Consider the following 25,938-nt stretch of genomic DNA (forward strand, 5'->3'; position numbering starts at 1 on the left):
CACCAGTAGTCCCCCACACGTATCCCGCGTACGACGTGTGCGCGTCCCACATGGAGATCACCAACATGAGCAAGAGGAACAGCCAGGAGGCGAAGAGGGCGGCCCGTGAGCGCCTGCGCCAGGAGCGCGAGCGCCAGGCCAAGCGTGCCAAGGTCAGGCGGCAGCTGATCGTCGCCGGGTCGATGGTCGCGGTCCTCGCGATAGCGGGCGGCGTCGGGTACGCCGTCGTGCAGAACAGCAAGCCCACGGGGTGGGAGAAGGCCGCCGACGCGAAGGTGGTCGCCCCCGCCAACACCTCGGGCAAGAACGGCACGACCGTCGTGATCGGCGACTCCGCGTCCAAGAACACGGTCCACCTCTACGAGGACCCGCGCTGCCCGGCCTGCGCCCAGTTCGAGCAGACCGTCGGCGAGACGGTCAACAAGGGCATGAAGGACGGCACCTACAAGCTCTCCTTCACCCTCGGCACCTTCCTGGACGGCAACCTCGGCGGCGACGGCTCCAAGAACGCGCTCAGCGCGCTCGGCGCCGCGCTGAACGTCAGCACCGACGCGTTCCTGGAGTACAAGGCCGCGCTGTACTCGGCCAAGTACCACCCGGAGGAATCGACCGACGAGTTCTCCAAGGACAGCTACCTGATCAAGGTCGCCAACACGGTCGACGCGCTGAAGAACAACAAGACGTTCCAGAACGCCGTCGAGAAGGGCACCTACGACGCCTGGGCGATGAAGATGAGCAAGTCCTTCGACGACGACGGCGTCAAGTCGACGCCGACCATCAAGATCAACGACAAGACCGTCGACAATCCGTCCTCGGTCGCCCAGTGGGAGACGGCCCTCAAGGACGCGGGCGTCACCAAGTAACCCCCGCCCGGGGCGGGCCGGCCGACGCACGGCCGGGCCCACGGCCGAAGTGCGGGCGAACTCCTCACAGTTCGCCCGCACTTCATGTCCTCCGTCTTACGGAGAGCCCTTACCGGTCAGTAATCTGACCGGCCGTGACCAGTCGCATCAGATCCCACACCAGCACCGGCTCTCCCTCACCGCGCCGCCGTACGGTCGTCAAGGCCGCCGCGGCAGGCGCCGTCCTCGCGGCCCCGCTGGCCGCCGCGGCGCCCGCCCGGGCCGCCCAGGCGCCCGCCTTCCTGCACGGAGTCGCCTCCGGCGATCCGCTCCCCGACGGCGTCCTGCTGTGGACCCGGGTGACGCCCGTACCAGAGGCGGTCCCCGGCTCCGGTCTCGGTGCCGACATCGAAGTGAGCTGGACCGTCGCCCTGGACAAGGCCTTCACGAACATCGTCGCCAAGGGCCGGGCGACCGCCACCGCCGCCTCCGACCACACGGTGAAGGCGGACATCCGCGGCCTCTCCCCCGCCACCGACTACTGGTTCCGCTTCTCCGCCGGCGGGACCGACTCCCCCGCCGCCCGCACGCGCACCGCCCCGGCCGCCGACGCCGCCGTGGCCTCCCTGCGCTTCGGCGTGGTCTCCTGCGCCAACTGGGAGGGCGGCTACTTCGCCTCGTACCGCCACCTGGCCACGCGCGGCGACCTGGACGCGTGGCTGCACCTGGGCGACTACATCTACGAGTACGGCACCGGCGAGTACGGCACGCGCGACACCGTCGTACGCCCGCACGCGCCGGCGCACGAGATCCTTGACCTCGCCGACTACCGCACCCGGCACGGCCGCTACAAGACCGACCCGGATCTGCAAGCTCTGCATGCGGCGGCCCCGGTCATAGCCATCTGGGACGACCACGAGATGGCCAACGACGCCTGGTCGGGCGGTGCGGAGAACCACACCGAGGGCGCGGAGGGCACCTGGGCCGCCCGCCAGTCCGCGGCCAAGCAGGCGTACTTCGAGTGGATGCCCGTACGCCCGGCGATCGCCGGCACCACCTACCGCCGCCTGCGCTTCGGCAAGCTGGCCGACCTCTCCCTGCTCGACCTGCGCTCGTTCCGCTCCCAGCAGGTCTCGGTCGGGAACGGCGAGGTCGACGACCCGGACCGTACGATCACCGGCCGCGCCCAACTCAACTGGCTGAAGGCGGGGTTGAAAGCCTCGGACACGACCTGGCGACTGGTCGGCAACTCGGTGATGATCGCGCCGTTCGCCATCGGGTCACTCACCGCCGAGCTCCTGAAGCCGCTCGCCGAGCTGCTCGGGCTGCCCAGGGAGGGCCTCGCACTCGTCCCCGACCAGTGGGACGGCTACACCGACGACCGCCGTGAACTCCTCGCCCATCTGCGGGACAACGCGATCCGCAACACGGTCTTCCTCACCGGCGACATCCACATGGCGTGGGCCAACGACGTGCCGCTGAACGCCGGTACGTACCCGCTGTCGGCCTCGGCCGCCACGGAGTTCGTGGTCACCTCGGTCACCTCCGACAACCTCGACGACATCCTCAAGGTCCCCGAGGGCACCGTCTCCGCCGTGGCCGCCCCGGTGATCCGCGCCGCCAACCGGCACGTCCACTGGGTCGACACCGACCGGCACGGCTACGGCGTGCTGGACATCACCGCCGAGCGCGCGCAGATGGACTACTACGTGCTCTCCGACCGCACGAAGGCCACCGCCACCTCGTCCTGGGCCCGCTCGTACCGCACGCGCAGCGGCACGCAGAAGGTGGAGCGCACATACGACCCGGTGTGACGGTCGGAGAGCCGCACGGTCACAGGGTTTCGAGGAAGCCGAGCGCCACCTTCCAGGTGGCCTCGGCGGCCTCCGCGTCGTAATCGGGCAGGTCCGGGTCGGTGTAGAGGTGCCCCGCTCCCCGGTACCGGAAGACCTCGACGTCCGCGCCGATCGCACGCATCCGCAGGTACCAGGTGGTCAGCCAGTCGTCCGGCTCGAAGGGATCGGGCTCGGCGACGTGCAGCTGGACGGGCAGTTCGTCCACCGAGGCGTTCTCCGCGATGTCCGACGTGCCGTGCAGGAGCAGCAGCCCGCGGGCCTTCTCGTCGCCGAGCGCCAGCGTCTGCGCGGTCGCGGCGCCGAACGAGAAACCGGCGTAGACGAGCCCGCGTTCCGAGTAGGGCGCGGCGGCCAGGACGGCCCGCTTGAGCAGCTCGTCCTTCCCGATCCCGTCCTTGAAGGCCATGCCCTCCTCGACCGTGTCGAACGTCCGTCCCTCGAAGAGGTCCGGTGTCCACACCTCGTGTCCGGCGGCGCGCAGCCGGTCCGCCGCGTCCCGCACCGCGGGTCTGAGGCCATGGGTCGAGTGGAAGAGCATGATGTCCATGCGTTCATGGTGCCAGCCGGGTGCGACAGTGCGCGGCCACGGCGGTGCGGAGCGGGACCCGGCGGTGACCGTGGCGGTGGCCGTACCCACGATGGGGGAGAAGTCACATGTTCATGACCCCGCGGAGCCGGTTACGTTCGGAGGCATGGAGAACGTACTGCGTCCGCTGGTCGTCGTCGGCAGCTCGGTCGTGCTCGCCCTGCTCGTCGGGTGGGCCGTGGACCGCCTGCTGTGCAAGGCCGACGAGCGGCACAGCGACACGCCCCTGTGGGGTCTGCTCCGCCGCGGCCGCGTCCCCTTCCAGCTCGTGCTGTGCACGGCCGCGTTGAGAGGCTCCTACGACCAGGTGCACGTCCTCGCGGACCACCGGACGGCCATCGGCCGGGTCCTGACGCTGGTTCTCATCGGTTCGGCCGCGTGGCTGGTGATCCGCATCGCGGCCGCGATAGTCGAGACCACGTACACCCGTTACGCGAGCAGGCACCGCGACCCCGCCCGGATCCGCCGGGTGCGGACGCAGGTGACGCTGATCATGCGGGTGGTCTCCGCGATCGTCGGCGTGGTGGCGGTCGCGGCGATGCTGCTGACGTTCCCGGCGATGCGCGCGGCCGGTGCCTCCCTGCTGGCCTCGGCCGGCATCCTGGGCATCGTCGCCGGCGTCGCCGCGCAGTCCACGCTCAGCAACCTCTTCGCGGGGCTCCAGATCGCCTTCGGCGACATGGTGCGGCTCGGCGACGTGGTCGTCGTGGAGGGCGAGTGGGGCACGGTCGAAGAGATCACGCTGACGTTCCTGACGGTGCGCACGTGGGACGAGCGCAGCTTCACGATGCCCGTGTCCTACTTCACGTCGAAGCCGTTCGAGAACTGGTCCCGGGGCGGTGCCCAGATGACCGGCACCATCTTCTTCCACGTCGACCACTCCGCCCCGATGCCCGCGATGCGCGAGAAGCTCCGTGACATCCTGCGCGAGTGCCCGGCCTGGGACGGCCGCGCCTACAACCTGAACGTCACCGACTCGACCCCCACCACCATGGAGGTGCGAGCGCTGGTGACGGCCAAGGACCCGGACGACCTGTGGACGGTGCGCGTCGAGGTCCGCGAACAGCTGATCGGCTGGCTCGCCCAGGAGCACCCCTACGCCCTCCCGCGCGTCAACACGGCCGACGCGGTGCTGGCCCCGAGCCGTCTCGACGGCCGCCTCGACGGGCGGGCGGACGGCGTGCCTCACCGCGTGACACGGGGGCGCGCCCACGAAGCACCGCGCACGGGGCCGGGCCGGGGCTGAGTGCGAGGGGCTCCACGCCTTCGCGGCAGCCCTCGGGCATGGCTCAGTGGCCGCGTTCGGCGCCGCCGTTGACCTGGATGATCTGCGCGGTGATGTGCCCGGCGGCGTGCGAGGCGAGCCAGTGCAGTGTACTCGCGACGTCGCCCGGGGTCCCCGCCCGTCCGGTCGAGGTCTCCGCGATGAGCCGCGCCCTGCGCTCCTCGTCCATCCCCCCGCCGAAGAACTCGGTGTCCTCGACGTAGCCGGGTGCCACCACGTTGACGGTGATGCCGCGCGGCCCCAACTGCCGTGCCAGGTCGAAGGCATAGGGGTGCAGCGCGGCCTTTGACCCGGCGTACGCCCCGCTGCCCGAGCCGCGGTAGGCGGCGATGGAGCTCAGGAACAGCACACGGCCGCCGGGGTCGGCCAGCCGGTCCTTCAGCGCCTCCGTGAGCAGGACCGCGGTCAGGGTGTTGAGCCCGAAGTTGAGGGTCCAGTTGTGCAGGACGACGTCGAGAGGCTCGTCGCTGTCCACCTTGGGCTCCAGGCTCCCGGAGCCTCCGGCGCTGTGGATCAGCACGTCCACGGTCCCGAACTCCGCGGCCACGAACCGCTCCACCCCGCGTACGCCGCTGGGCTTGCTGAGGTCGGCCGCGTACGTCAGCGCCCCGGGCACCCCGGCCTGCTCGAGCGCCTCGCCGCGCCGTCCGACCAGCAGCACCCGGTCCCCGTCCGCGGCGAAGGCCCGCGCCGCCGCGAGGCCGATGCCTGTTCCGCCACCACTGATCACCACGTTACGAGCCATGAGCTGATCGTAACGTTTCCGCACAAAAAGAGCGGCAGCCCCCCAAAGGGGCGGCAGGTGGGAAACCCCTTCCCCAGGCACCCGTCCTGGCACCCGTCCTAAAGAGGGCGCCGCATAGCGCGGTGCGGTATCCCCGCGTCGGGAAACTCGGCCCCGTACGCCACGTACCCCAACCGCTCGTAGAACCCGAGCGCATGCGTCTGCGCGTGCAGATCCACCGCCGCCAGCCCACGCGCGCGGGCCGCGTCCTCGATGGCCCGCACGAGGGCCGCCCCGACGCCCAGCCCGCGCGCCTCGCGCGTCACGGCCAGCCGTCCGAGCGAGCCCACGGTGAGGTCGCCGTCGGTCTTCGCCGCGGCGGCCTGCCCGTACAGCAGCCGTCCCGTGCCGAGCGGCACCCCGTCGTCCCGCACGGCCAGTACGTGCACCGCGCCGGCGTCGTACGTGTCGTACTCGATGTCCTGAGGGACACCCTGTTCGACGACGAAGACCTCCTTGCGCACCGCGAAGCAGGCCTCACGGTCCGCGGGGTCCTCGGCGACCCGTACCGCGTACGACGTCCCGTACGACGGGCTCATGCGTACGTCTCCTCGTGGACCTGGTCCAGCGCCTTCTGCAGGTCCTCGGGGTAGTCGCTCTCGAACTCGGCCCAGCGTCCGTCACCGGGGTGCTCGAAGCCCAGCCGCACCGCGTGCAGCCACTGCCGGGTCAGTCCGAGCCGCTTGGCGAGCGTCGGGTCGGCGCCGTACGTCAGGTCGCCCACGCAGGGGTGCCGGTGGGCCGCCATGTGGACGCGGATCTGGTGGGTGCGCCCGGTCTCCAGCTTGATGTCGAGCAGGGAGGCGGCGCGGAACGCCTCGACGAGGTCGTAGTGCGTGACGGACGGCTTGCCGTCGGCCGTGACCGCCCACTTGTAGTCGTGGTTCGGGTGCCGGCCGATGGGCGCGTCGATCGTGCCGCTCGTCGGGTCGGGGTGGCCCTGGACCAGCGCGTGGTAGCGCTTGTCGACCGTGCGCTCCTTGAACTGGCGCTTCAGGAACGTGTACGCGTACTCCGACTTGGCGACCACCATGAGGCCCGACGTGCCCACGTCGAGGCGGTGCACGATGCCCTGGCGCTCCGCGGCGCCCGACGTCGAGATCCGGTACCCCGCGGCGGCGAGCCCGCCGATGACCGTGGGGCCGCTCCAGCCGGGGCTCGGGTGTGCTGCGACCCCGACCGGCTTGACGATCACGACCACGTCATCGTCGTCGTGCACGATCTCCATGCCCTCGACCGGCTCGGCGACGATCTGCACCGGCGCGGGCGCCTGCGGCATCTCGACCTCCAGCCAGGACCCGCCGCGCACCCGCTCACTCTTGCCGACCACCGCGCCGTCGACCATCACCTTGCCCGCCGCGGCCAGCTCGGCGGCCTTGGTACGGGAGAACCCGAACATGCGGGAGATGGCGGCGTCGACGCGCTCGCCCTCCAGTCCGTCGGGTACGGGCAGGGTACGGATCTCGGGAATCGTGCTCACCCGGTCGAGTATGCCGGACGGGTCCGACACGGCGGACCCGGCCCTGTGGACAACTCCCTTGCGGCCGCTCGCCGCTCGGGCTTTCTTGCTGCTCAGTCCTTGTGGACGGTCCCGTCGGGGTCCAGTCCCCGGAAGGACAGCAGCACGATCAGGATGCCACCGCAGACGATCGCGGAGTCGGCGAGGTTGAAGACGGCGAAGCCCTTGGGGGCGATGAAGTCCACCACCGCTCCCTCGAAGACGCCGGGCGAGCGGAAGATCCGGTCGGTGAGGTTGCCCAGCGCGCCACCGAGCAGCAGCCCGAGCGCGACGGCCCAGGGCAGGCTGTAGAGCTTGCGCGCGAGTCGGATGATCACCACGATCACGGCCACCGCGATCACGGTGAAGATGATGGTGAAGGCCTCACCGAAGCCGAAGGCCGCCCCGGCGTTGCGGATCGCCTCGAACTTCAGCCACTCCCCGATGATCTCGATCGGCTCGTGATGCTCCAGCTTGGCGACCACGATCATCTTGCTGACCAGGTCGAGGGCGTAGGCGAACGCGGCGACGGCGAACAGCACGGCGATCCGGCGCCTGCCCCTGGGCCGCTCGACAGCGTCCGCCGCCCCCTCCGCGCCCGCCGACGGCCCGCCCGGGGCCCCCGCCTCCCCGGAGTCGGACCGCTCGCTCGAAGCCGCCTGCCCGGCGGACTGCTCCGGCTCGGCTCCCGCCGCCTCCGGGATGTCCGGCGTACCGATGATGCGCTCCGCCTCTGCCACGTGAGTCCCTCGACCTAGGTTCCTGACTGAGGACGAGAGTACGTCACCGCCTGCGGGACCACGTGCTCAGTCGGCACTCAGGAACGGCGTTCCTGCTTCTGCTTGCACTCGACGCACAGGGTGGCCCGCGGGAAGGCCTGCATGCGCGCCTTGCCGATGGGGTTGCCGCAGCTCTCGCAGAGCCCGTACGTGCCCGCGTCGAGCCGCTCCAGGGCGCGCTCGGTCTGGTCGAGCATCTCGCGCGCGTTGTGGGCCAGCGCCATCTCGTGCTCGCGTGTGATGTTCTTGGTACCGGTGTCGGCCTGGTCGTCGCCGGCGCCGTCCCCGGAGTCCCGCATCAGGCCCGCGAGGGCGCGCTCGGAGTTGTCGAGCTCGGTGCGCAGCCGCATCGCCTCGGACTGCAGTTCCGCACGGGCCTCGTCGACCTCCTCCGGGGTCCAGGGGTCCTCACCGGGGCGTACCGCGAGTTCGCCGGGTTCCGCCGCCGCGATCCGTGCCTTGGGCACGGCCGTGGGCTTCTTCGCCGCCGTGGCAGTGCCAGGAGTCTTCTTCGCAACCACTGTCGTGGCTCCCGTCGTCTTCGCGGCCTGGGCCGCACCCGCCTTCTTGGCCGTGCTCTTCTTGGCCGCGCCGTTCACGGAGGTGTCCTTCGCGGTGCCTCCCGTGGCTGCGGCGCCCTTCTTGGCGGCGGGCCTCTTCGCGGTGGCCTTCTTCGCCGCCTTCCTGCCGACCGCCTTCCCACGCACCGGTGTGCCGGCCCCTTCCTCCTCACCAGCCTCCTGCGAAACAGCCGCCGTCGAAGACGCCACTTTCTTGGCGCCCGCTCTCCCGGTCCCCGCTCTCCCGGTCCCCGCTCTCCCGGTCCCCGCTTTCCCTGCCCTCGCCTTGGCAGTCCCCGGTTTCCCGGCCGCCGCCCCGACGGCCACCTCCTTCGCGGCCCCTGCCTCCACGGTGCCCGTCTCGGCGGCTCCCGTCCTGTCGGCGACCGCCCCGGATGCCCCCTCCTCCACAGCGGTCTTCCCGCCCCCTGCCCCGACGGCCCTCCTCTTCGCGCCGGACGTCCTCACAGAGGCTCTCTTCCCAGCCCCCGCCCCGGCGGTAACCGCCCCACCGGCCTCCCCCTCCGCAGTGGCCTTCCCGCCCCCCGCCTCCACGACGGCCGTCTTCCCGGCCCCCGCCCCGGCGGCCCGCTTCTTCGCGCCGGACGTCTTCACAGAGGCTCTCTTCCCAGCCCCCGCCCCGGCGGCGGCCGTCCTGGAGGTTGCCGTCCTCACGGTGGCCCTCTTCGCGGCGCCCTCTTCCCTGGCCGCTTCCTTCGCGGTGCCGGTCTGCGCCGCCGCACCCGCCGCCCGGGCGGCTGCCTTCGCCGGGCCGGCCGTCCGCGCGCCGGCCTTCGTCTCGCCCGTCTTCCTGGAGACCCTCTTCGTGGCGCCCGCCTTCTTCCCGGCCGCTGTCGCCGCGCCCGCCCTGGCGGCGCCCGTCCTCGCGGTGCCCGCCTTCCTCGCGGCCGATTTCGCTCCGGCCTCCTTGACGGCGGCCGAGCCCACGGCATCCGAACCCACGGCGGCGCCCGCCGTACCGGTACCCGCCCGCGTCACCGCTCGTATCGTCTTCACCGGCCTGGCCGCACGCACGCCGGGGGCCCTCCGCGTGCTCTTCTTGCCGCCCAGGCCCTTGGCCACCGCACCGCCGGAGGCATCGGCGGCCGAGGAGCTCCCGGACGCCGACTGCTGTACGGCGGTCTTCTTCGCCACCATGGCCGCGGCCCCTTCACATATTGTGATCTCGCTCGCGAATCGTGCTGGGACGATAAATCGACTCGAGTCCCGCGGCAACGGGGCACACCGCCCGATTCGCCCGCCCCGCGGATGCCCCGCGGCGAGCCTGCATGCGTTGTGCCCAGCTCCCCGCCAGGTAATCCGCCGGACCGGACGTACCAGGATCCGGACGCCGGACCGGTGCCATTCGGGTCAGCCCGCGACCGCGCACGGTCACCGTCCCAGGCGCCCGCACGGCGTCGGAAATCCGGTCGGCCGCTGTCCCCGAGGCGCCGTACACTGGGCGGAGCGAAAAGCGTGGATGGGGACGAGTAGCGCCGTACGCAGCCATGAGCGACCCGGGGACGGTGGAAGCCCGGGGGCGAGCGCGACGTGAAGATCACCCCGGAGCCGCCGGAAGAAAGCCGACGCGAGAAGCCGGGCAGGACAGCAGCCAGGTCACCCGCGGCGGCGAGTAGAACCGGCTTCGCGACCTCAATGAGGGGGCTCGTCGGTGCGTACGAGGCACCGGTGGGCCAAGGAGGGTGGTACCGCGGGAGCGCGCCGCACACGGCGTCCGGAGAATGAAGGCTCTCGTCCCTCCGACGGAAGGCAGAAAGTCCGTTGGAGGAAGCTCGCTGATGACAGCGCCGACGTACCGCCAGGTGCCCGCCCAGGTCGACCTGCCCGCGCTCGAGCACGCGGTGCTCGACTTCTGGCGCGAGCAGAAGATCTTCGCCAAGAGCCTGGAACAGTCCGAGGGCCGCCCCGAGTGGGTGTTCTACGAGGGCCCGCCCACCGCGAACGGCATGCCGGGCGCCCACCACATCGAGGCCCGCGTCTTCAAGGACGTCTTCCCCCGCTTCCGCACCATGCGCGGCTACCACGTGGCCCGCAAGGCCGGCTGGGACTGCCACGGCCTGCCGGTGGAGCTGGCCGTCGAGAAGGAGCTCGGCTTCAGCGGCAAGCAGGACATCGAGGCGTACGGCATCGCCGAGTTCAACGCCAAGTGCCGCGAGTCCGTGACCCGCCACACCGACGCCTTCGAAGAGCTCACCACCCGCATGGGCTACTGGACCGACCTGAACGACCCGTACCGCACGATGGACCCCGAGTACATCGAATCGGTCTGGTGGTCGCTCAAGGAGGTCTTCAACAAGGGCCTGCTGGTCCAGGACCACCGCGTCGCCCCCTGGTGTCCGCGCTGCGGCACGGGCCTGTCGGACCACGAGCTGGCGCAGGGCTACGAGACGGTCGTCGACCCCTCGGTGTACGTCCGTTTCCCGCTCACCTCCGGTCCGCTCGCGGGCGAGGCCGCGCTCCTGGTGTGGACGACCACGCCGTGGACGCTGGTGTCCAACACCGCGGTCGCCGCGCACCCCGAGGTCACGTATGCCGTCGCGACCAACGGCGAGGAGAAGCTCGTCGTCGCCGAGCCGCTCGTCGCCAAGGCCCTCGGCGAGGGCTGGGAGACCACCGGTCAGACCTTCACGGGTGCCGAAATGGAGCGCTGGTCGTATCAACGTCCATTCGAGCTCGTGGAGTTCCCGGCCGACGTCGAGACGCACTACGTCGTGGGCGCCGAGTACGTCACGACCGAGGACGGCACGGGCCTGGTCCACCAGTCCCCCGCCTTCGGTGAGGACGACCTCAGGGTCTGCCGCGCGTACGGCCTGCCGGTGGTGAACCCGGTCCGCCCGGACGGCACGTTCGAGGAGGACGTCCCCCTGGTCGGCGGTGTCTTCTTCAAGAAGGCGGACGAAAAGCTCACCGAGGACCTCCAGCAACGCGGTCTGCTCTTCAAGCACATCCCGTACGAGCACAGCTACCCGCACTGCTGGCGCTGCCACACCGCGCTCCTCTACTACGCGCAGCCCTCCTGGTACATCCGCACCACGGCCGCCAAGGACCGCCTCCTCCAGGAGAACGAGAAGACCAACTGGTTCCCGGACTCGGTCAAGCACGGCCGCTACGGGGACTGGCTCAACAACAACATCGACTGGGCCCTGTCCCGCAACCGCTACTGGGGCACCCCGCTGCCGATCTGGCGCTGCGAGGACGACCACCTCACCTGCGTCGGCTCCCTCGCCGAGCTGACCGAGCTGACCGGCACCGACCAGTCGGGCCTCGACCCGCACCGCCCGTACATCGACGAGGTCACCTTCGCGTGCCCCCAGGAGGGCTGCGGGAACACGGCCACGCGCGTACCGGAGGTCATCGACGCCTGGTACGACTCGGGCTCGATGCCGTTCGCGCAGTGGGGCTACCCGTACAAGAACAAGGAGCTGTTCGAGGCCCGCTACCCGGCGCAGTTCATCTGCGAGGCCATCGACCAGACCCGCGGCTGGTTCTACACGCTGATGGCGGTGGGCACGCTGGTCTTCGACAAGTCGTCCTACGAGAACGTGGTCTGCCTCGGCCACATCCTCGCCGAGGACGGCCGCAAGATGTCCAAGCACCTGGGCAACATCCTGCAGCCGATCCCGCTCATGGACCAGCACGGCGCCGACGCGGTCCGCTGGTTCATGGCGGCCGGCGGCTCCCCGTGGGCGGCCCGCCGCGTGGGCCACGGCACGATCCAGGAAGTCGTCCGCAAGACGCTCCTCACCTACTGGAACACCGTCGCGTTCCAGGCCCTGTACGCGCGCACGTCGAACTGGGCGCCGAGCGAGGCGGACCCGGCCCCGGCCGACCGCCCGGTCCTGGACCGCTGGCTGCTGTCCGAGCTCCACGCCCTCACCGACCAGGTGACGCAGGCCCTCGACACGTACGACACCCAGCGCGCCGGCAAGCTCCTGTCGGCGTTCGTCGACGACCTGTCCAACTGGTACGTACGCCGCTCGCGCCGCCGCTTCTGGCAGGGCGACAAGGCGGCGCTGCGCACCCTGCACGAGGTCGTCGAGACGGTCACGAAGCTGATGGCCCCGCTGACCCCGTTCATCACCGAGCGGGTCTGGCAGGACCTGGTCGTGCCGGTTGCCCCGGGCGCCCCGGAGTCGGTGCACCTGGCCTCCTGGCCGGAGGCGGACCTCTCCGCCATCGACCCGGAGCTGTCGAAGCAGATGGTGCTGGTGCGCCGCCTCGTGGAGCTGGGCCGTGCCACGCGCGCGGAGTCGGGCGTCAAGACGCGTCAGCCGCTGTCGCGCGCGCTGGTGGCGGCGGCCGGCTTCGAGTCGCTGAACCCCGAGCTGCACGCGCAGATCACGGAGGAGCTGAACGTGAGCTCCCTCGCGTCGCTGAGCGAGGTCGGGGGCTCACTGGTGGACACCACGGCGAAGGCGAACTTCCGCGCGCTGGGCAAGCGCTTCGGCAAGCGGGTCCAGGACGTCGCCAAGGCCGTCGCGAACGCCGACGCCGCCGCCCTGTCCCTGGCCCTGCGCGAGGGCACGGCCTCGGTCGAGGTCGACGGCGAGACGATCACCCTGTCCCCGGACGAGGTGATCATCACGGAGACCCCGCGCGAGGGCTGGTCCGTGGCGTCCGACTCGGGCGCTACGGTCGCCCTTGACCTGGAGATCACCGAGGAACTGCGACGCGCGGGCCTCGCCCGTGACGCGATCCGCCTGATCCAGGAGGCCCGCAAGAACAGCGGCCTCGACGTGGCCGACCGGATCGCGCTGCGGTGGACCTCCGGTGACGCCGCTGTCACCGAGGCCCTGTCCGAGCACTCCGGGCTGATCTCCGACGAGGTCCTCGCCACGGACTTCGCCTCCGGCGGGGCGGACGACTCGTACGGCGAGCCGTTCACGGACGAGGGACTCTCGCTGACGTTCCGTCTCCGTAAGGCTTAAGTGATTCGCCGGGAGCGCCGTTCGTCGAAAGGTGGTTCGGCGGCTGCGTGCCCGTTGTAGCTGGCCGCGCAGTTCCCCGCGCCCCTTACAGGGGCGCGGCCCCAACCATGAGGGCCCGGGTTCCTGTCACGGAACCCGGGCCGCTTCACGTGCCGCACCCTCTCCCCCAGCCCCCCTCATTCCGGACACGTCGCACGAAAAAGCGAGACCCCCGGAAATCCGGGGGTCTCGCCTTGAACGCTGCCGACGCCTGAGGCGTACTAAAGGCCGGTCAGTTGTCGTCCTCGTCGATCAGGAAGCCACGCATGGGCGAGGGCGCCTGACCCATGGGCGACGGGCCCTGGGGACGGACCGGAGCCATCGGCTGGGTCATGGCCGGGGACATCTGCTGCTGGCCGCCGTAGGAGGGCGCGGACGGGGAGGGGCCACCGCCCATGCCGCCGCTGCCCATGCCACCGCCCATCGTCTGGTTGCCTCCGTACGACGGGGCGCTCGCGCCGGCCGGTGCCATGGAAGGCGCCGGGGACGGCGGCAGGGAGGCCGCGGCCGGAGTGCGCGGCGGAGCCAGCGAGTCGTCCGCCTGGGTCTCCAGCTGACGCAGCTGCGACTCCAGGTACGACTTCAGCCGCGTGCGGTACTCGCGCTCGAAGCCGCGCAGGTCCTCGACCTTGCGCTCCAGCGTGGCGCGGGCGGACTCCAGGGAGCCCATCGCGACACGGTGCTTCTCCTGCGCGTCCCGCTCCAGGGCGTCGGCCTTGGCACGGGCGTCGCGCTCCAGACCCTCGGCACGGCTGCGCGCCTCACCGACGATCTTGTTGGCCTCGGAGCGGGCCTCGGCGATCGCCTGGTCGGCGGTCTGCTGGGCCAGCGAGAGCACACGCGCTGCGCTGTCGCCGCCGGGGCCCTGACCGGGCAGGCCGGGGCCGCCCATCGGGCCACCAGGGCCGCCCATGGGGCCGCCCATCGGGCCACCCATCTGCTGCTGCATCGGGCCACCCTGGCCCATCGGACCCTGACCCATCGGCCCCTGACCCATCGGGCCGGGACCCTGCTGACCCTGACCGCCCGGGCCCGCGGGCAGCTGCGGGGCACCGCTCGGCAGCTGGGGCGGACCACCCATGGGGCCACCCATCTGCTGCTGCGGCGGGCCCGATATCCCAGCGGGTACGGGAGCGCCGGGACCGCGCATGCCCTGCTGCTGGTCCTGGGGACCACCGGGGCCCTCCGGGGGCTTGCGCATGTTCTGCTGGTTCTGCGCGGCGGCACGCGTCGCGGCGGCCAGCTTGGCGCGCAGGTCCTCGTTCTCGCGGAGCAGGCGGGTCAGTTCGGCTTCGACCTCGTCGAGGAAGGCATCGACCTCGTCCTCGTCATAGCCTTCTCGGAGGCGGACGGTCGTGAACTGCTTGTTCCGCACGTCCTCGGGGGTCAACGGCATCTCTTCACCTCAACGTAGTCATCGGCAGTCGGCAAGACCGTATCGTCCACATTCACCTCGCGAGATTCGTCACGACGGAGATCAGGATGTAGACGATGATCATCAGTACGAAGAAGGACAGGTCAAGCGCCACGCCCCCGAGACGCAGCGGCGGGATGAACCGCCGCAGAAGCTTGAGCGGTGGATCTGTGACAGTGTAGGTGGCCTCCAGAACGACCACCATCGCCTTGCCGGGTTGCCATGAGCGGGCGAACTGGAACACATAGTCCATGACCAACCGGAAGATCAGCACGATGAGGAAACACATCAGCGCGACATAGAGCACCTGCCAAACCACGCTCATGATCCGTGCTTCCCTCTCCCCTGTTCCCGTGCTTCGTTCCGGTCGTGCGTCTCAGCTCTGGTTGAAGAACCCGCCCTCTGCGATGCGGGCCTTGTCCTCCGCCGTGACATCGACGTTAGCAGGCGACAACAGGAACACCTTCTGCGTCACCCTCTCGATGCTTCCGTGAAGACCAAACACCAAACCTGCCGCAAAGTCGACAAGTCGCTTCGCGTCCGTGTCATCCATCTCAGTCAGATTCATGATCACCGGGGTGCCCTCACGGAAGTGTTCCCCGATGGTACGGGCCTCGTTGTAGGTCCGCGGGTGCAACGTGGTGATCCGGTAAGGCTCTCGTTCGGACACGACCTTGGGCATGATCACCGGTGCGTTCTTCTCCAGACTCTGGCGTTCTTGTGTGATGGATGCCACGGGCGCGATCCGGGCGGGTCGCGGCGATTCGGCGGGGAGCGCGGCGGAATGCGCCGCCGGCTCACGCTGCACGGAAGGCTGCACGACTCTTACCGATTCGTCCCGTTGGGGCTGATGTGACTGATGAGACGGATCATGCCGCCTGCGGTCACGCTCGGGCTCCGGATCGAGCTCGGGCTCGAAGTCGTCATCGGGGTCAAAACCACGGCCGTCGTACCCATCGTCCTCCACGAGGCCGAGGTAGACCGCCATCTTGCGCATCGCGCCGGCCATGCTCTGAGTCCTCCGCTCTGTGGTGGATCGACCGACTCCTTGCCAAGTGCCCGCGATCCACGAGGTCGTTATGCCCGCTATCAGCGGGAATGACCATATATTCTGCTGTGGTCCGACTTCTTGGCGACGTTACCCGAGCCTGGGGCGGACTCCGAGTACCGCAGTGCCGACGCGTACATGTGTCGCTCCGGCCGCCACGGCCTGTTCGAGGTCCGCACTCATGCCTGCCGAGACCATGTTCGCAGCCGGATGAGCCCGGCGCAGTACGGTCGACAAATCCATCAACCGCTCGAACGCCGCCTGTTGACGACCCGCGTACGGCCCGGTGAGCGGCGCGACGGTCATCAGACCGTCCAGCCGCAGCCCCGGGGAACCCGCGACGAGGTCGCCCAACTCCTCGATTCCGCCAGGCCCCACACCTCCCCGCTCCCCGCGGCCGCTCTCGTCCGCGTCGAGCGCGACCTGGATGAGACATCCCACCTCACGCCCGGCCCGTACGGCCTCCTTCGACAGAGTTGTGACGAGCTTGGGACGATCGACGGACTGCACAAGATCCGCGTAACGCACCACAGAACGGACTTTGTTGGTCTGCAACTGGCCCACAAAATGCCACGTAAGCGGCAGATCGGAACATTCCGCGGCCTTGGGCGCCGCGTCCTGGTCCTTGTTCTCGGCGACGTGCCGCACGCCAAGCTCCGACAGTGCACGGACATCGTCGGCGGGGTAGGTCTTGGTGACCACGATCAGGGTCACTTCCTCGCGCTTGCGCCCGGCCGCCGCGCACGCCGCCGCGATGCGGTCCTCCACTTTCGCCAGGTTCACGGCGAGTTGAGCTCTACGGTCCGTCATGCCCATCAGTCCAGCCAGACATATCCCGCGAGTCGCCCCGTGGTGCGGTCGCGGCGGTACGAGAAGTGATCGCGCGACTCCAGCGTGCACACGGGCGACTGCTCCCGGTCGCGCACTCCGAGTCGCTCGAGCTGGGCGTGCACTCCGGCGCTCACATCCACCGCCGGCGTGCCCCAACTCGTTTCGGCGTACGCCGCCGGCTCGACGGCGGACACCTCGGCGCGCATCGCCTCGGGTACCTCGTAGCAACGACCGCAGACGGCGGGCCCGGTGCGGGCGACGATCCGGGACGGCTCGGCACCGAGTTCCACCATGGCGCGCACCGCGGCGGGAACGACCCCCGCGATCATGCCGGGCCGTCCCGCGTGGGCGGCGGCGGCGACCCCCGCGACGGGGTCGGCGAGCAGCACGGGGGTGCAGTCTGCGGTGAGTACGGCGAGGGCGAGTCCGCGCCGGGTGGTGACGACCGCGTCGACGCTCGGCACGTCCGACGAGCCCCAGGGCCCGTCGACCACCGCCACGTCCGGTCCGTGCACCTGGTTCATCCAGACGACCTCGGCCGGGTCGAGGCCCAGCGACTTGGCGGCCAGCTCCCGGTTGGCCCGCACGGCCTCGGGGTCGTCACCGACCGCCCCACCGAGATTGAGCTCCTCGTACGGAGCGGCGCTCACCCCACCCCACCGGTCGGTGAAGGCGAAGTGCGCGCCACTCGCCGAGGTCGCGGCGTCACGCCGTGCTATCACTTGAGGAAGTCCGGCACGTCCAGCTCCTCGGCCCCGCTGTCCGTGTAGGACCGGGACGGCGGGACCGGCGGGGAGACCGACAGGTCCTTGGCCGGCTCCGGCTTGGCCTCCGGCTCCTCCTTCGGCTTGACGCTGCCGAGCGAGCCGAAGGACGGACGGCTCTCGGAGGGGCGGGCGGGCGCGGGCTCCTCGCGCTTGGAGGACGAGCCCAGGATGTTCTCCCGCTTGGCCGGGGGCTGGCCGCCGTCGAAGCCGGCCGCGATCACCGTGACCCGCACCTCGTCGCCGAGGGCGTCGTCGATGACCGCGCCGAAGATGATGTTGGCCTCCGGGTGCGCGGCCTCACTGACCAGCTGGGCGGCCTCGTTGATCTCGAACAGACCGAGGTCGGAGCCGCCGGAGATGGACAGCAGCACGCCCCGGGCGCCGTCGATGGAGGCCTCCAGGAGCGGCGAGGAGATCGCCATCTCGGCCGCGGCCACCGCGCGGTCGTCGCCGCGGGCCGAGCCGATGCCCATGAGGGCCGAACCGGCCTCGGACATGACGGACTTGACGTCGGCGAAGTCGAGGTTGATCAGGCCGGGCGTGGTGATGAGGTCCGTGATGCCCTGGACACCGGAGAGCAGGACCTGGTCGGCCGACTTGAAGGCGTCGAGGACCGAGACCTGGCGGTCCGAGATGGACAGCAGCCGGTCGTTCGGGATGACGATGAGGGTGTCGACCTCTTCGCGGAGCTCGGCGATGCCGTCCTCGGCCTGGTTGGCGCGGCGCCGGCCCTCGAAGGTGAACGGGCGGGTGACCACGCCGATGGTGAGGGCGCCGAGCGACCGGGCGATGTTGGCCACGACGGGCGCGCCGCCGGTGCCGGTGCCGCCGCCCTCGCCCGCCGTCACGAAGACCATGTCGGCCCCCTTGAGGACCTCCTCGATCTCCTCGCGGTGGTCCTCGGCGGCCTTGCGGCCCACGGCCGGGTTGGCTCCGGCGCCGAGTCCGCGGGTGAGTTCACGGCCGACGTCGAGCTTGACGTCGGCGTCGCTCATCAACAGCGCCTGGGCGTCGGTGTTGATCGCGATGAACTCGACACCCTTGAGACCGACCTCGATCATTCGGTTGATGGCATTGACACCACCGCCGCCGACACCGATGACCTTGATGACTGCGAGGTAGTTCTGCGGTGCTGCCACGTCGAAGGCCTCTCGCCTCGATTTACGGGTCGTCACTTCGCGGTTGCCCGCGAGGCGACGACGGATGCCGATGGGGACGGTCCGTATCGCCGACCCGAACCCTAACCCTGAAGTTTAGGGTTACCAGTGTGCCTGTTCCCTTGACTCTTCCGAACAGGACACTAAGTCGACAAGTGGCGCCCGTTCAACGAACACGCCGAACCTCCCGTTTTTCTTTTCACCCTATGTGATCAGCCGTAGCGGTGCCCAACCAGGGTGCTGGCCTGCGCTGATGTGCGTCAACTCCCTGATGACGCCGGGGCCGTGGGAACGCTCACGTCGAAGTGCCGTGCGCCGGGGGCGGCTTTCATGAGGGCGATGAGCGTTCGGGCCTTCGCGCGACCCTCCTCGCCACTGCCCCACGCCACCGTGCGGCCGTCGGTCAACTCCAGCGAGATGGAGTCGTAGGAACGGACCTTGACGATCCGGGTGTCCCGCGCGATCGCGGCCGGAATGTCCCCGGCGACGCGCACCGCGGACCGCATCAGGCGGTCGGTGCCGAAACGGCGCGGGGCCACGGTACGGGCGAGCTCCATTTCGAGAATCGGCACGCCCTTCGGAGGCTCCGAAACCGTCGCGAATCGCACGCCTTTGGCGTCCACTTCGGCATACTTGCCCCTATTTCCGCGGTTTTCGACAACAAGAACCGGAGTGCGTTCGACCACTTTCAGGTCGATTCCGTGGGGCCAGTCACGAACGACCTCAACCGAGTCAATTCTGGGCAGTTTCCGACGCAGTCGCGCCTCAATCGCATCGGTGTCGACGGAAATCAGGGGTGCTCCGAGCGGCACGTCGGCGGTCTCGTCCACCTGCGCACCGGTCAGGACCCGCGTACCCGAGACGGACACGCGCTCCACGCGCAGCCACCCGGAGCCGTAGAGCACCCACATGGTGGCCGCGCCGAGCAACACCAGCACGAGAGAAAGGATGATGAGCCTACGAGCGCCGGGGAGCCTCCAGACAGGAGACGGGCCGGACCGGAGGTCGTCCTCTGCGCCACGCTCGGCGGTCGTCGGTCCGGCCACGCTTCCCTGCCTTCTCTCACATGTGCCTAGCGGTGACGCGAGGCGATCGCCTCGTACACCATGCCGACGAGCAGTTCGTCGGCGTCCCGGCGACCGAACTCGCTGGCGGCGCGGGACATCTCGAACAGCCGGTGCGGGTCGGCGAGCACGGGCAGGACGTTCTGCTGCACCCACTGGGGCGTGAGTTCCGCGTCGTCGACCAGCAGTCCGCCGCCGGCCTTGACCACCGGCTGGGCGTTCAGCCGCTGTTCGCCGTTGCCGATGGGCAGCGGGACGTAAGCGGCCGGGAGTCCGACGGCGGAGAGTTCGGCGACGGTCATCGCGCCGGCGCGGCAGAGCATCATGTCGGCCGCGGCGTACGCGAGGTCCATCCGGTCCAGGTACGGTACCGGGATGTACGGGGGCATTCCCGGCATCTGGTGCACCTGCGGCAGTTCGTTCTTCGGGCCGACCGCGTGCAGGATCTGGATGCCGGCCTGCTGGAGGTACGGCGCGACCTGCTGGACCACCTCGTTGAGGCGGCGGGCGCCCTGCGAGCCTCCGGAGACGAGCAGCGTCGGCAGGGCCGGGTCGAGCCCGAAGGCGGCGCGGGCCTCGGGACGGACCCGGGCGCGGTCCAGGGTGGCGATGGAGCGGCGCAGCGGGATGCCGATGTAGCGGGAGTTCCGCAGCTTGCTGTCCGGGGTGGAGACGGCGACCTGGGCCGCGTACCGCGAACCGATCTTGTTGGCCAGGCCCGGCCGGGCGTTGGCCTCGTGGATGACGATCGGCACGCCGAGGCGCTTGGCGGCGAGGTAGCCGGGCAGGGCGACGTAACCGCCGAAGCCGACGACGACGTCCGCCTTGGTGCGCTCCAGGATCTGCTCGGTGGCCTTGATCGTGCCGCGCAGCCGCCCGGGGACGGTGATCAGCTCGGGCGTGGGCTTGCGTGGCAGGGGCACGGCGGGGATCAGCGCGAGTTCGTAGCCGCGCTCGGGCACCAGTCGGGTCTCGAGACCGCGCTCCGTGCCCAGGGCCGTGATCCCGACGGTCGGGTCCTGCCTGCGCAGCGCGTCCGCGAGGGCGAGCGCGGGCTCGATGTGGCCGGCGGTTCCGCCACCGGCGAGGACGACATGCACCGAAATTCACCGCTCTCCGGACGAACGCGCCACCCGGGCACGCCGTCGCATCGTGTTCCATCTCCGAGGCCCCTGAGGGCCTCCAGCCCGCTTTCTACCAAAGCGAGGTTGCCGCATCGCAAGCGCCGCCCGCGCAGCGGGCTCGTCGCGCGCGAAGGCGATCAGCAACCCGATGGCGAACATGGTCGGCAGCAGGGCGGATCCCCCGTAGGAGAACAGCGGGAGCGGGACTCCGGCGATCGGCAGCAGACCGAGCACCGCACCGACGTTGATCACCGCCTGAGCGGTGATCCAGGTCGTCACGCCTCCCGCGGCATACCTCACGAAGGGGTCCTCCGTGCGTCCGGCCACGCGGATACCCGCATAGCCTAGAGCCGCGAAGAGGGCGAGTACCGACAGCGTCCCCGCGAGGCCCAGTTCCTCACCGGTGACGGCGAAGATGAAGTCGGTGTGTGCTTCCGGTAGTTGGCCCCATTTCTCCACACTGGCGCCAAGACCGGAACCGAAGAGTCCGCCGCCCGCGAGCGCGTAGAGGCCGTGTACGGCCTGCCAGCACTGGTCGGCGTCGGTGGAGCCGAGACAGGTCAGCCGGGCCATGCGGTTGGGGCTGGTCTTGATGAGGAGCACGCCGATCAGCGCGGCCACGGACAGCACGCCCACGAACAGCCGGGTGGGCGCCCCCGCGATCCACAGCAGGCCGAACAGGATGGCCGTGAGGATGATCGCGGTCCCCATGTCGCCGCCCAGCATGATCAGCCCGAGCAGCATGAACGTCACCGGAACGAGCGGCACCAGCATGTGCTTCCACTGGGTCAGCAGCCGCTTGTCCTGTTTGCGCGCGAGCAGGTCGGCACCCCACAGCACCAGCGCCAGCTTGCCGAACTCGCTGGGCTGGATCTGGAAGGAGCCGCCGAGCGAGATCCAGTTCTGGTTGCCGTTGACCGCCATCCCTATCCCGGGGATCTGGACGAGGATCATCAGGAAGACCGAGCCGGCCAGGATCGGGTAGGCCAGCGCCCGGTGCAGCTTCACCGGCATCCGCGCGGCCAGGGCCATCAGGCCGGCGCCGATCGCGGCGGCCAGGAACTGCTTGCGGAAGAAGTACGACCCCGGCAACGACAGCTGCAGCGCGGTGATCTGCGAGGCGGAGTACACCATCACCAGGCCCAGCACGGTGATCAGCAGGCTGCCGCCCAGGATCAGGTAGTACGCGGTGAGCGGCCGGTCCCAGGCCCGCCGGGCACGTGTGTACAGCCGCCGCACGGGGTTGTCGCGCGGAGGGCGGGGGACGGGGGGCCGGCGAGTGACGCGCTGCAGCGGAGGACGGCCGGTACGGCTACTGACCATCAGCGACCCCCATCGCCGTACCGTCGGCGGGCGGCCGCCGGCGAAACTCCCGCCACATCCGTGTCACGCGTACCCTCCCAAGTCCACCCGGCGCCGCCGCCAGGCAGGGCGACTCGGGTCAGCCGTCGGCGGACGCGAGTTCGCGCACCGCCTCCGCGAACGCGTCCCCGCGCTTGTTGTAGTTGACGAACATGTCCATGGAGGCACAGGCCGGAGCGAGCAGCACGGTGTCACCCGCGGAAGCGAGCCGCTGGGCCTCCCGGACGGCCGCGAGCATCGCCCCAGTGTCGGTCCGGTCGAGGTCCACGACGGGCACCTCGGGCGCGTGTCGCGCCAGCGCTTCCCGGATCAGGCCCCGGTCGGCACCGATCAGCACGACACCGCGAAGTCGCTCTGCCGACTTGGCGACCAGTTCGTCGAAGGTCGCGCCCTTGGCGAGCCCGCCCGCGATCCACACGATCGACCCGTACGCCGCCAACGAGGCTTCCGCCGCATGCGTGTTGGTGGCCTTGGAGTCGTCCACGTACGCGACCCCGTCCACGTCCGCCACGTGCTCGATGCGGTGGGCGTCCGGCCGGAAGGCCCGCAGACCGTCCCGTACGGCCTTGGGGGGCACCCCGAAGGCGCGGGCGAGGGCCGCGGCGGCGAGGGCGTTGGCGATGTTGTGCGGGGCGGGCGGGTTCACGTCCGCGACCTCTGCGAGCTCCTGGGCGTTCTTCTGCCGGTTCTCGACGAAGGCGCGGTCGACGAGGAGGCCCTCCACAACGCCGAGTTGGGACGGCCCGGGCGCGCCCAGCGTGAAGCCGATGGCCCGGCAGCCCTCCTCCACGTCCGCCTCGCGCACCAGGTCCTCGGTGGCCTTGTCGGCGGCGTTGTAGACGCAGGCGACGCGATTGCCCTCGTAGATACGGCCCTTGTCGGCGGCGTACGCCTCCATGGAGCCGTGCCAGTCGAGGTGGTCGGGGGCGAGGTTGAGGACGGCGGCGGAGTGGGCGCGCAGGGAGGGCGCCCAGTGGAGCTGGTAGCTCGACAGCTCGACCGCCAGGACGTCGTACGGCTCGTCGCCCAGCACGATGTCGATGATCGGGGTGCCGATGTTGCCCACGGCGGCCGTGCGCAGGCCGGCGGCGCGCAGGATCGACGCGAGCATCTGGGTGGTGGTCGTCTTGCCGTTGGTGCCCGTGACGCCGAGCCAGGCAGCAGCGTCCGGGCCGCGCAGCCGCCAGGCGATCTCCACGTCGCCGACGACGTCCACGCCCGCCTCGGCGGCCGCGGCGAACAGCGGCGAAGTGGGCTTCCAGCCGGGCGAGGTGACGACCAGCTCGGTGCCCTCGGGCAGGGTGTCGCCGTCCCCGAGCCGTACCCGGACGCCTTCGAGGGAGCTTTCGAGGGCGGCGGCCTTGTCGCGCAGCGCCGGGGAGTCGCCGCCGTCCACCACGACGACGGACGCGCCGAGGCCGGCCAGGGCGCGGGCGGCGCTGATGCCGCTCACGCCGAGGCCGGCGACGGTGATGTGCATGCCCTGCCAGGAGGTCACTTGTCCGCTGCCCATCCCGCATAGAAGATGCCAAGTCCGACAATCACACAGATGCCCTGGATGATCCAGAAGCGGACCACGACAAGGACTTCGGACCACCCCTTGAGTTCGAAGTGGTGCTGGAGCGGGGCCATCCGGAAGACGCGCTTGCCGGTGAGTCGGAACGAGCCGACCTGGATGACGACCGACATGGTGATGAGGACGAACAGGCCGCCGAGGAGCGCCAGCAGCAGCTCGGTGCGGGAGCAGATCGCGAGACCGGCGAGCGCGCCGCCGAGGGCCAGCGAACCGGTGTCACCCATGAAGATCTTGGCGGGTGAGGTGTTCCACCACAGGAAGCCCAGACAGGAACCCATGAGCGCGGCGGCGACGACGGCGAGATCGAGAGGATCTCGTACCTCGTAACAGGCGTCCGGATTGATCAGCGTCGCCGCGTTGGCGCAGGACTCCTGGAACTGCCAGACGCCAATGAACGTGTACGCGCCGAAGACCAGCACGGAGGCGCCGGTGGCCAGACCGTCCAGACCGTCGGTCAGGTTCACGCCGTTCGACATGGCGAGGATCATGAACAGCGCCCAGACCACGAACAGCACCGGGCCGATGGACCAGCCGAAGTCCTGCACGAAGGAGAGATAGGTGGAGGCCGGGGTGTTGCCGCGGTTGTCCGGGAACTGCAGGGCGAGCACCGCGAAGCCGATGCCGCCGATCAGCTGGCCGGCCATCTTCGCCTTGGCCCTGAGGCCCAGCGACCGCCGCTTGACGATCTTGATGTAGTCGTCGAGGAAGCCGACGAGGCCCATGCCCGCCATCAGGCCGAGCACCAGCACACCCGAGTAGGTCGGCGCCGCGTCGACGTCCTCGTCCACGTAGCCCGTGATCACCTTGGCCAGGAAGTAGGCCGCGATCGTCGCCAGGATGAAGGCGATGCCGCCCATGGTGGGCGTGCCCCGCTTGCTGGCGTGCTCACGCGGACCGTCGTCGCGGATGTACTGGCCGTAGCCCTTGCGCGCGAGCAGCTTGATCAGCAGCGGAGTGCCGACCAGGGTCAGGAACAGACCGATGACTCCCGCGAACAGGATCTGCTTCATCATCGGGCGGCAACCTCACCCTCGACGCCGCCGTCCAGCAACGCCTGCGCCACGCTCTCGAGCCCGACCGACCGGGACGCCTTCACGAGTACGACGTCTCCCGGGCGCAACTCGCTGCGCAACAGGTCGACCGCCGCCTGTGCGTCGGACACGTGCACCGACTCCTCACCCCACGAACCCTCGTTATATGCGCCCAGTTGCAGCCAGGACGCTTCCCTGCCCCCGACCGCGACGAGCTTGCCGACATTGAGCCGGACGGCGAGCCGTCCGACCGCGTCGTGCTCGGCGAGCGCCTCGTCCCCGAGCTCGGCCATCTTGCCGAGCACCGCCCACGTGCGGCGCCCTTTGCCCATGGCCGCCAGCGCCCTGAGGGCGGCCCGCATGGACTCGGGGTTCGCGTTGTAGGCGTCGTTGACGACCGTCACGCCGTCCGGACGCTCGGTGACCTCCATACGCCAGCGGGAGAGGGAGCCCGCCTCGGAGAGCGCGGTGGCGATCTCTTCCGCGGACATGCCCAGCTCATGGGCGACGGCGGCCGCGGCGAGCGCGTTCGACACGTGGTGCTCACCGTACAGGCGCATGGTCACATCGCTTGCACCGGAGGGTGTGTGAAGGCTGAAGGCGGGCTGTCCGGTGTCCGTGAGCCGTACGTTCTCGGCCCGTACGTCCGCTTCGCCGGACTCTCCGAAGAGGATCACCCTGGCCTTCGTACGGGACGCCATGGCGCGTACGTAGGGGTCGTCGGCGTTCAGGATCGCGGCGCCCTCTTCGGGCAGGGCCTCGACGAGCTCCCCCTTGGCCTGGGCGATCTGCTCGCGGCCGCCGAACTCGCCGATGTGGGCGGACCCGACGTTGAGTACGAGCCCGATCTTCGGCGGTGTCAGGCCGGTGAGGTACCGGATGTGGCCGATTCCGCGCGCCCCCATCTCCAGGACGAGGAACTTCGTCTCCTCGGTGGCGCTGAGCGCGGTGAGGGGCAGCCCGATCTCGTTGTTGAGCGATCCGGGCGTCCACACGGTCGGCGCCTTGCGCTGGAGCACCTGCGCGATGAGGTCCTTGGTGCTGGTCTTGCCCGCCGAGCCGGTGAGGGCCACGAGGGTCGTGCCGAGCTTGTGGACGACGTGGCGCGCGAGGGCGCCGAGGGCCGTCTGGACGTCCTCGACGACGATCGCGGGGACACCGACGGGACGGGACGCCAGGACGGCGGCGGCACCCGCCTCGACGACTTGCCGGGCGAAGTCGTGGCCGTCCACGCGCTCGCCGACGAAGGCGACGAACAGGCTGCCGGGCCCCGCCTCGCGGGAGTCCCGGACGACGGGTCCGGTGACCAGCGCCGACGGGTCCGGTATGTCGTGCGTCTGCCCGCCGACGACTTCTGCGATCTCGGCGAGGGAGAGGGCGATCACA

General features: G+C 70.2%; 22 protein-coding genes. 4 read left to right on the plus strand and 18 right to left on the minus strand.

The features are described from left to right. Positions 1-65: 65 nt before the first annotated feature. Positions 66-863, plus strand: coding sequence for a DsbA family protein (locus tag ACZ49J_RS12125; RefSeq protein ID WP_467451420.1), 798 nt, complete (start codon positions 66-68; stop codon positions 861-863). A gap of 134 nt (positions 864-997) precedes the next feature. Then, complete coding sequence (locus tag ACZ49J_RS12130) at positions 998-2,656, plus strand: alkaline phosphatase D family protein (protein WP_467451421.1); 1,659 nt, start codon at positions 998-1,000, stop codon at positions 2,654-2,656. A gap of 19 nt (positions 2,657-2,675) precedes the next feature. Here the strand turns inward: ACZ49J_RS12130 and ACZ49J_RS12135 are convergent, their stop codons facing one another. Continuing rightward, a complete protein-coding gene (locus tag ACZ49J_RS12135) occupies positions 2,676-3,245 on the minus strand; it encodes a dienelactone hydrolase family protein (protein ID WP_467451422.1) in 570 nt (189 codons plus the stop codon). 145 nt (positions 3,246-3,390) lie between these two features. On the opposite strand from ACZ49J_RS12135, the gene ACZ49J_RS12140 reads away from it, so the two are divergent. After that, positions 3,391-4,530: a mechanosensitive ion channel family protein gene (locus ACZ49J_RS12140; RefSeq protein WP_467451423.1), complete on the plus strand. Its 1,140-nt coding sequence runs from the start codon at positions 3,391-3,393 to the stop codon at positions 4,528-4,530. Between the two features lie 43 nt (positions 4,531-4,573). Here the strand turns inward: ACZ49J_RS12140 and ACZ49J_RS12145 are convergent, their stop codons facing one another. The 5 genes from ACZ49J_RS12145 to ACZ49J_RS12165 form a co-directional block, all read right to left on the minus strand. Continuing rightward, on the minus strand, positions 4,574-5,314 hold the full coding sequence (locus ACZ49J_RS12145) for an SDR family NAD(P)-dependent oxidoreductase (protein ID WP_467451424.1): 741 nt from the start codon (positions 5,312-5,314) through the stop codon (positions 4,574-4,576). A gap of 98 nt (positions 5,315-5,412) precedes the next feature. Then, on the minus strand, positions 5,413-5,892 hold the full coding sequence (locus tag ACZ49J_RS12150; protein ID WP_467451425.1) for a GNAT family N-acetyltransferase: 480 nt from the start codon (positions 5,890-5,892) through the stop codon (positions 5,413-5,415). Next, positions 5,889-6,833 (minus strand): RluA family pseudouridine synthase, encoded by a 945-nt coding sequence (locus ACZ49J_RS12155; RefSeq protein WP_467451426.1) that lies wholly within the window; start codon positions 6,831-6,833, stop codon positions 5,889-5,891. The genes ACZ49J_RS12150 and ACZ49J_RS12155 overlap by 4 nt, the downstream gene beginning before the upstream one ends. A 92-nt stretch (positions 6,834-6,925) precedes the next feature. Beyond that, entirely contained in the window at positions 6,926-7,591 is a 666-nt protein-coding gene (lspA, locus tag ACZ49J_RS12160) for a signal peptidase II (RefSeq protein ID WP_467451427.1), read from the minus strand. Between the two features lie 77 nt (positions 7,592-7,668). Continuing rightward, positions 7,669-9,348 carry a TraR/DksA family transcriptional regulator gene (locus ACZ49J_RS12165; RefSeq protein ID WP_467451428.1) on the minus strand — a complete coding sequence of 560 codons (1,680 nt, stop codon included), beginning with the start codon at positions 9,346-9,348 and terminating at the stop codon, positions 7,669-7,671. A gap of 641 nt (positions 9,349-9,989) precedes the next feature. Here ACZ49J_RS12165 and ileS point away from each other — a divergent pair. Continuing rightward, positions 9,990-13,139: an isoleucine--tRNA ligase gene (gene ileS, locus ACZ49J_RS12170; protein WP_467451429.1), complete on the plus strand. Its 3,150-nt coding sequence runs from the start codon at positions 9,990-9,992 to the stop codon at positions 13,137-13,139. Between the two features lie 271 nt (positions 13,140-13,410). Here ileS and ACZ49J_RS12175 read toward each other — a convergent pair whose 3' ends face one another. The 12 genes from ACZ49J_RS12175 to ACZ49J_RS12230 form a co-directional block, all read right to left on the minus strand. Next, positions 13,411-14,574, minus strand: a complete 1,164-nt coding sequence (locus ACZ49J_RS12175; protein WP_467451430.1) for a DivIVA domain-containing protein — start codon at positions 14,572-14,574, stop codon at positions 13,411-13,413. 52 nt (positions 14,575-14,626) lie between these two features. Next, positions 14,627-14,917, minus strand: coding sequence for a YggT family protein (locus ACZ49J_RS12180; protein WP_152777675.1), 291 nt, complete (start codon positions 14,915-14,917; stop codon positions 14,627-14,629). Positions 14,918-14,968: 51 nt separating this feature from the next. Next, entirely contained in the window at positions 14,969-15,601 is a 633-nt protein-coding gene (locus ACZ49J_RS12185; RefSeq protein WP_467451431.1) for a cell division protein SepF, read from the minus strand. 129 nt (positions 15,602-15,730) lie between these two features. After that, positions 15,731-16,456: a YggS family pyridoxal phosphate-dependent enzyme gene (locus ACZ49J_RS12190; protein WP_467451432.1), complete on the minus strand. Its 726-nt coding sequence runs from the start codon at positions 16,454-16,456 to the stop codon at positions 15,731-15,733. Continuing rightward, the gene (gene pgeF, locus ACZ49J_RS12195; RefSeq protein WP_467451433.1) at positions 16,456-17,193 is read right to left on the minus strand and encodes a peptidoglycan editing factor PgeF; all 738 of its coding nucleotides are present in this window, start codon (positions 17,191-17,193) and stop codon (positions 16,456-16,458) included. Before pgeF ends, ACZ49J_RS12190 begins: the two co-directional genes overlap by 1 nt. Continuing rightward, entirely contained in the window at positions 17,190-18,377 is a 1,188-nt protein-coding gene (gene ftsZ / locus ACZ49J_RS12200; protein WP_467451434.1) for a cell division protein FtsZ, read from the minus strand. Before ftsZ ends, pgeF begins: the two co-directional genes overlap by 4 nt. A 278-nt stretch (positions 18,378-18,655) precedes the next feature. Continuing rightward, positions 18,656-19,441: a cell division protein FtsQ/DivIB gene (locus tag ACZ49J_RS12205; RefSeq protein WP_467451435.1), complete on the minus strand. Its 786-nt coding sequence runs from the start codon at positions 19,439-19,441 to the stop codon at positions 18,656-18,658. Between the two features lie 26 nt (positions 19,442-19,467). Then, positions 19,468-20,559 (minus strand): undecaprenyldiphospho-muramoylpentapeptide beta-N-acetylglucosaminyltransferase, encoded by a 1,092-nt coding sequence (murG, locus tag ACZ49J_RS12210; RefSeq protein WP_467451436.1) that lies wholly within the window; start codon positions 20,557-20,559, stop codon positions 19,468-19,470. A gap of 6 nt (positions 20,560-20,565) precedes the next feature. After that, positions 20,566-21,906 carry a putative lipid II flippase FtsW gene (gene ftsW / locus ACZ49J_RS12215; protein WP_467451437.1) on the minus strand — a complete coding sequence of 447 codons (1,341 nt, stop codon included), beginning with the start codon at positions 21,904-21,906 and terminating at the stop codon, positions 20,566-20,568. 118 nt (positions 21,907-22,024) lie between these two features. Beyond that, entirely contained in the window at positions 22,025-23,458 is a 1,434-nt protein-coding gene (murD, locus tag ACZ49J_RS12220; RefSeq protein ID WP_467451438.1) for a UDP-N-acetylmuramoyl-L-alanine--D-glutamate ligase, read from the minus strand. After that, the gene (mraY, locus tag ACZ49J_RS12225) at positions 23,440-24,531 is read right to left on the minus strand and encodes a phospho-N-acetylmuramoyl-pentapeptide-transferase (protein WP_467451570.1); all 1,092 of its coding nucleotides are present in this window, start codon (positions 24,529-24,531) and stop codon (positions 23,440-23,442) included. The genes murD and mraY overlap by 19 nt, the downstream gene beginning before the upstream one ends. Further along, a complete protein-coding gene (locus tag ACZ49J_RS12230) occupies positions 24,531-25,937 on the minus strand; it encodes a UDP-N-acetylmuramoyl-tripeptide--D-alanyl-D-alanine ligase (RefSeq protein WP_467451439.1) in 1,407 nt (468 codons plus the stop codon). The genes mraY and ACZ49J_RS12230 overlap by 1 nt, the downstream gene beginning before the upstream one ends. Position 25,938: the final 1 nt, after the last annotated feature.

It is taken from the genome of Streptomyces sp. NPDC030840, from assembly GCF_055572015.1.